The organism is Flavobacterium sp. (assembly GCF_027533505.1).
Classification (GTDB): Bacteria; Bacteroidota; Bacteroidia; order Flavobacteriales; family Flavobacteriaceae; genus Flavobacterium.
The window spans coordinates 1-6,239 of sequence record NZ_JAPZUB010000059.1 but is presented as its reverse complement, the minus strand read 5'-3'; the positions used below and the strand labels follow the sequence as shown (position 1 = coordinate 6,239).

Genomic DNA, 6,239 nt, shown 5'->3' with positions numbered 1-6,239 from the left:
ATGGCTTTAGCACACAACTTAAGAAAGAAAATTGCAGCTTAAAGGCAATTTTAAACTCATTTTAAAATAGTAAACTTTTGATGAAAGTTTAATCAAATAAAAAAACCGTCTCAAAATTTTAGTATTGAGACGGCTTCTTTTCACTCTAAACAAAAACTTCTATTGTTGCACAATAGGCGCTCTTAGGGATTCCAATACCGCAACGATATCGGTATACAATTCGGTGTTGGCGGCTACGCCGTTTTGTTGGGCGGCAGCGCCTACATACCCGACAAATTTGGTGTAATCGGCATTGGTTGATTTTACACCCATACGCGGGTTGGTCGCGGGATTATGCGCGTCGACCATATTGAGTCCCGTGTAGGTATTGACCGCATTGGTTCCGCCCGTGTTGAACGAGAAAAAATCGGTAAGGTTGTCTACAAGAATCGCCAAATTGGTGGTGTTGCCCGCGCCTACTTCGGCCAAAACGGGTGCAAAATGGGCACTTAAGTTCCCTGAAGCGCCTGCTTGGATATCGGCGACGATCAATCCTACCGTGGTATTGACTACTTTGCGGTAACTTAGACGTCCTTGTTCAATCATCTGTCCCGGATTATCGGGATCATTGACCATCGTAGTGCCGCCCAATCGCGCATAGATGGAGGGTTTGGCGGGCGTGCTGTTGTCATCATCGTTGTTGCACGAAGTGACAAACACCGCGGTCATGAGCATTACCGCAGCAAGTGCGGATCGTTGTAACATTTTCATAGGTACGAGTATTTGATTAATTAAAGATTCCTTGCACAAAAGAAGAGAAGCGGTAACTCCAACTGTCTTTTTTAATCACGGGGCACGCTTGAGCATTGGCCAATTTGGCGGGGACCACAAACCTTTTGGCAGTGTAGGTTCCTTTTTGCATCAACTGTTCAAAAACCTGCTGGCTGTTGGCTACCGTGTTGTCGTGAAAGTAGACCACCACATTGTTTTTTATGATTACATCGCTTTTTACACCGGGTATGGAGCGAAGCTGTTGCGTTACCGTTGTGGCGAGGGCGCTGTCTAAGGGCTGTTGAAAATCGATACGGCTCACCTGAATGTGCGCATTTTCGACAGGTTTGGCCGTGGCAATATGGGCTACCAAGATGATAAAGAAGAGTAAGAAGGTGCCGAACAGCGAACCTAGAATCACTTTTACTTTTTTCCGTTTCATGAGGGTTTTGTTTTTGTTTACCCCTTCATATACGGAGAAAAATAACCCTTGGTTTTATACCCACAAAAAAAGTTCCCGAAGGAACTCTTATTTTTTTGAAAGTTGGGTAATCAAAGCATCTTCTATGGGTGCTTTGATTTTGATTACCGCATCGGTGGTATCGTTGGGAATGGTCATGGACAAAACATAGTGTTTGATTTTCCATCCCTTGGGTGTCAAATGCAATACCCCACTACCGCGACATAGTTTCATTTGCGTATTGAGTAATTCATCAAACCAGGCCATAGTACCGTCGGCAGAAAAATAGATGTTCCGTTCTAAAGGGGTGAAATTCCACGCTTTTCCACGGTCGAAATAGGGCTTGGCAAACGCTTGAAACGCTTGCTTATTCCAATTTTCGGTGGCATCGGTTCCGATGAAAATCGAGGAGTCGTCCATGGCCGCAAAGTACCCGTTAAAGTTGGCCGCCGCCGCGTCTTTGTGCCATTGATCAAGCAATTGGTTAACCGCCTCTTTGGGTGTTTGCGCGAGGGTGAAGGTGGTGAAGAAGAGAAGGAGGTGTTTCATTGGTAGTGATTGGTGATTGGTGACTAGTGACTAGTGATTAGTCCCGAAACTTCGGGGGTGATTAGTGACTAGACTTTAGACATTAGACTTTAGACATTAGACGTTAAAGGTACAAAAAAAGATGGATGTGAATAGGACACATTGGCTCACCTAACTACCGGCAGGCAGGTTGCCTATTTGACACATTACCCCATCTCCAGCCCCGGTAGAGCCGGCATCCTCCCGACCATCGGAAGGGAGATAGAGGCGAAAACGGGAGGGGGCGTGTCAAGGTATTGGGGCGTGTGCTGCCCAAAAACAAAAAGCATTGTCTGTGGGAACTTGGCGGTGAACAAAAACTTACCGTTTCTTTAACGATAAAACTCCAAACTACTTTCTTATTTTTGCAGGGCTTAATGGCGGTATATGAAAATCGGTTGGTTTATCGTGCTGTGTTTGGGTTTGATTTCGTGTCAAAACGACAATACGTCGTTGAAGGCGGAGCAAGCGAAGGAAGCGCAGAAAAAAGAGGTGGTGTTTACGACCATTACCTCGGGTTGGACGTTTGATATCGCGCCGATAGAACCTACGACGCAAGCGCGGTTGAACAGTTGGATGGAATGGCGGAATTTTTTGCGGGAAGTAAACCAGAAACCGAAAAGTACCTTAAATGCTTTTCAGAAAAAAGCTTCGGTTTTGGTCACCCAATCGGAGGCGTTGGTCAATACCTTGCCTATGGAATTCAACCAACCTGCGGTACGCGCCCGACTAAAAGTGATCAATACCAAGTTGAAAAGTTTGGATTTATTCATTCACCTCAATCAAACACCCGCTGCCAAAGTGGTGAAGTTGATTGGGGAAATCAATACTGAAATCGAGTATTTGCAATTGCAATTTGAGGAAATTGTGCAACGCAGTTTGATTCCTCGCGAACCGGGGGAACCTGATTTTGTGAAGATGAAAGACACCGCGCGTGCGATTCCGAATACGCCTATAATTCCCTAAGTTTTGAGTAAAAGTACCCTGCTGTCGGTGTACCAAGCGTCACCCAAAGTTGAACAACTGGCTGTAGCGCTCCGTCAACCGGAGGGTAAAATCAATGTTCGTGGCCTCTTGGGGTCGGGTTTGTCGTTTGCGTTGGCGGCTTTGTTTGAAAAAATGAACCGTCCTTTTTTGGTGGTTTTTAATGACAAAGAAGAAGCGGCTTATTACCTCAACGATTGGGAGCAACTTTTGAACGAACAAGATGTATTGTTTTATCCCGGTTCGTACCGCAGGCCTTACCAACTGGAAGAAACCGACAATGCGAATATATTATTGCGTGCGGAGGTTTTAAACCGCATCAATTCACGTAAAAAACCTGCTTTTTTGGTCACTTATGCCGAAGCCTTGTTTGAAAAAGTGGTCACCAAGAAAGAGCTGGAAAAAAACACCTTAAAAATTGCCGTCAACGACCAAACGAGCATTGATTTTATCAACGAGGTTTTGTTTGAATACCATTTTAAACGGGTAGATTTTGTTACTGAACCTGGGGAGTTTTCGGTACGCGGAGGGATTGTCGATGTGTTTTCGTTTTCGAATGATCATCCGTACCGCATTGAGTTTTTTGGCAATGAGGTTGATTCCATTCGCAGTTTTGATGTGGAAACGCAATTATCGATTGAGAAGCTGCAAAAGATTGCCATTATTCCCAATGTAGAAAATAAGTTTTTTGAAGAAAACCGGGAAAGTTTTTTGGAATACATCGACCCTTCGACAGTGTTGTTTTTCCAACATTCGGAAATTTTGAGCCAACAGTTGGATAAATTATTTGCCAAAGCGACCGAGGCTTTTCACACCTTAGACAACGGCATTCGGCATGTATCGCCCGAGGAATTGTTTGTTCCCGGAGCCGATTTGTTGCGGCGCGCAGAGCGATTTAATGTGGTTGAATTAGGCAATCAGGTGCATTATGCCTGTACGATGACGCTCCCGTTTTTGATGCAACCGCAGCCGTCGTTCAACAAGCAATTTGATTTGTTGTTGCAAAATTTGGGGGAGAATCATTTTCACGGATACAAAAATTACCTGTGCTGTGGGAATGCCAACCAAGCCCAACGTTTTCATGATATTTTTGAGGATATCGACGACCAAAACCACGAAAGTATACGCAAGCAATACCATACGGTAGTGATGCCCTTGTACCAAGGATTTATCGATGAGGAAAATCAGTTGGCGTGCTATACCGACCACCAGATTTTTGAGCGGTACCATCGTTTTAACCTGAAAAACGGGTACTCCAAAAAGCAAACGTTAACGCTGAAAGAGCTGACTTCCTTGACGGTAGGTGATTATGTGACGCATATCGATCATGGGATTGGGAAATTTGGTGGTTTGCAAAAAATTCAGGTGGAAGGAAAAACGCAAGAGGCGATAAAACTGGTGTATGCCGACAACGATATAGTATATGTAAGCATACATTCGCTGCATAAAATATCGAAATACAACGGTAAAGATGGAACGCCGCCCAAGATATATAAATTGGGGTCGAATGCGTGGAAAGCGTTGAAACAAAAAACGAAGGCACGCGTGAAGCACATCGCGTTCAACCTGATTCAGTTGTATGCCAAACGACGCGCCGAACGAGGCTTTGCCTGTGCCCCGGACAGTTATTTGCAAAAAGAATTGGAGAGCTCGTTTATTTACGAGGACACCCCCGATCAGTATAAGGCGACGCAAGACGTAAAAGCCGATATGGAAAATGAACGCCCGATGGACCGTTTGGTTTGTGGGGATGTAGGCTTTGGAAAAACGGAAGTAGCCATTCGCGCGGCATTCAAAGCGGTAGATAATGGCAAGCAGGTAGCGGTTTTGGTGCCGACTACCATTTTGGCCTACCAACATTACCGCACGTTTTCGGAGCGATTAAAAGATTTGCCGGTAACGATCCATTATTTGAATCGCTTTCGAACGGCAAAACAGAAAAATGAGACGTTGAAATTGCTGGAAGAAGGCAAAGTAGACATCATCATAGGCACGCATCAGTTGGTGAGTAAAGACGTGAAGTTTAAAGATTTGGGCTTGTTGATTATCGATGAGGAACAGAAGTTTGGGGTGAATGTGAAAGACAAACTCAAAACGATTTCCCATACGGTAGACACGTTGACGTTGACCGCGACCCCGATTCCGCGTACCTTGCAATTCTCGTTGATGGCGGCCCGTGACTTGTCGGTGATAACAACGCCACCGCCCAACCGATATCCCATTGAAACGCAAGTGGTGCGGTTTCATGAGGAATTGATTCGCGATGCGGTTTCGTATGAGATTCAGCGCAACGGTCAAGTGTTTTTCATCCACAATCGTATTGAAAACATTAAAGAAGTAGCGGGGATGATTCAGCGGTTGGTGCCCGATGCGCGCATTGGTATTGGACACGGACAAATGGACGGCAAAAAGCTGGAAGAACTCATGTTGGCCTTTATGAATGGGGAATTTGATGTGTTGGTGTCGACTTCGATTATTGAAAGTGGCTTGGACGTTCCGAACGCCAATACCATTTTTATCAACAACGCCAATAATTTTGGGCTATCCGATTTGCATCAGATGCGCGGACGGGTGGGTCGTAGCAATAAGAAAGCATTTTGTTATTTTATTACGCCCCCGTATTCGGCGATGACTGATGATGCGCGGAAACGAATTCATGCCTTGGAACAGTTTAGCGAATTGGGCAGTGGGTTTAACATTGCCATGAAGGATTTGGAGATTCGCGGCGCTGGCGATTTATTAGGGGGCGAACAGAGTGGGTTTATCAATGAGATTGGGTTTGAAACCTACCAAAAAATCATGAATGAAGCCATTGAAGAATTGAAGGAAAACGAATTCAAGGAGCTTTATCCCCAAGACAACGACCCTGAAACGAAGGAGTATGTCAAAGATTTGCAAATCGATACTGACTTTGAGTTGCTATTCCCTGATGACTACATCAATAATATTACGGAGCGATTGAATTTGTACAATGAATTGAGCGCCATTAAAGATGAAAAGACTTTAGCCGAATACGAACAACGTGTTGTGGATCGATTTGGCCCCTTACCGAAACCTGCCAAAGCATTGATCAATAGCATTCGCATCAAATGGAAAGCGACGCAATTGGGAATTGAAAAACTTCTTTTGAAGCAAGACAAGATGGTGGGGTATTTTATAGGGGACCAACAGAGTGATTTTTACCAAACCCAGCGTTTTATACATATTCTAGAATTTGTACAACGCCATGGGAATATTTGTAAAATAAAAGAAAAGCAAACCAAAAATGGCTTGCGTTTGCTGATTTCGTTTGAACATGTCAAATCGATTCAAAAAGCCTTGGAATTGATTGAACAGTTATAAAAAAGAAGCCGTCTCAATACTAAAATTTTGAGACGGTTTTTTTATTTGATTAAACTTTCATCAAAAGTTTACTATTTTAAAATGAGTTTAAAATTGCCTTTAAGCTGCAATTTTCTTTCTTAAGTTGTGTGCTAAA

At 44.0% G+C, this 6,239-nt stretch carries 5 protein-coding genes; 2 read left to right on the top strand and 3 right to left on the bottom strand.

Annotated elements, in window-relative coordinates; all coding sequences use genetic code 11:
- Positions 1-159: 159 nt before the first annotated feature.
- The 3 genes from O9316_RS11840 to O9316_RS11830 all read right to left on the bottom strand — a co-directional run bounded on the left by O9316_RS11840 (position 160) and on the right by O9316_RS11830 (position 1,759).
- A complete protein-coding gene (locus O9316_RS11840) occupies positions 160-750 on the bottom strand; it encodes a hypothetical protein (protein ID WP_298205679.1) in 591 nt (196 codons plus the stop codon).
- A 16-nt stretch (positions 751-766) separates the two neighbouring features.
- Positions 767-1,192, bottom strand: a complete 426-nt coding sequence (locus tag O9316_RS11835; protein WP_298205680.1) for a hypothetical protein — start codon at positions 1,190-1,192, stop codon at positions 767-769.
- A gap of 87 nt (positions 1,193-1,279) precedes the next feature.
- On the bottom strand, positions 1,280-1,759 hold the full coding sequence (locus O9316_RS11830) for a nuclear transport factor 2 family protein (protein ID WP_298205681.1): 480 nt from the start codon (positions 1,757-1,759) through the stop codon (positions 1,280-1,282).
- A 405-nt stretch (positions 1,760-2,164) separates the two neighbouring features.
- Here O9316_RS11830 and O9316_RS11825 point away from each other — a divergent pair, with 405 nt between their 5' ends.
- Positions 2,165-2,743, top strand: a complete 579-nt coding sequence (locus O9316_RS11825; RefSeq protein WP_298205682.1) for a hypothetical protein — start codon at positions 2,165-2,167, stop codon at positions 2,741-2,743.
- Positions 2,744-2,746: 3 nt separating this feature from the next.
- Complete coding sequence (mfd, locus tag O9316_RS11820) at positions 2,747-6,103, top strand: transcription-repair coupling factor (RefSeq protein WP_298205683.1); 3,357 nt, start codon at positions 2,747-2,749, stop codon at positions 6,101-6,103.
- The last annotated feature ends 136 nt before the right edge of the window (positions 6,104-6,239 follow it).

What these genes read in the sequence shown, in the direction of transcription:
- O9316_RS11840 (WP_298205679.1), bottom strand. Translation starts at nt 750, where the DNA reads ATGAAAATGTTACAACGATCCGCACTTGCTGCGGTAATGCTCATGACC.
- O9316_RS11835 (WP_298205680.1), bottom strand. Translation starts at nt 1,192, where the DNA reads ATGAAACGGAAAAAAGTAAAAGTGATTCTAGGTTCGCTGTTCGGCACC.
- O9316_RS11830 (WP_298205681.1), bottom strand. Translation starts at nt 1,759, where the DNA reads ATGAAACACCTCCTTCTCTTCTTCACCACCTTCACCCTCGCGCAAACA.
- O9316_RS11825 (WP_298205682.1), top strand. Translation starts at nt 2,165, where the DNA reads ATGAAAATCGGTTGGTTTATCGTGCTGTGTTTGGGTTTGATTTCGTGT.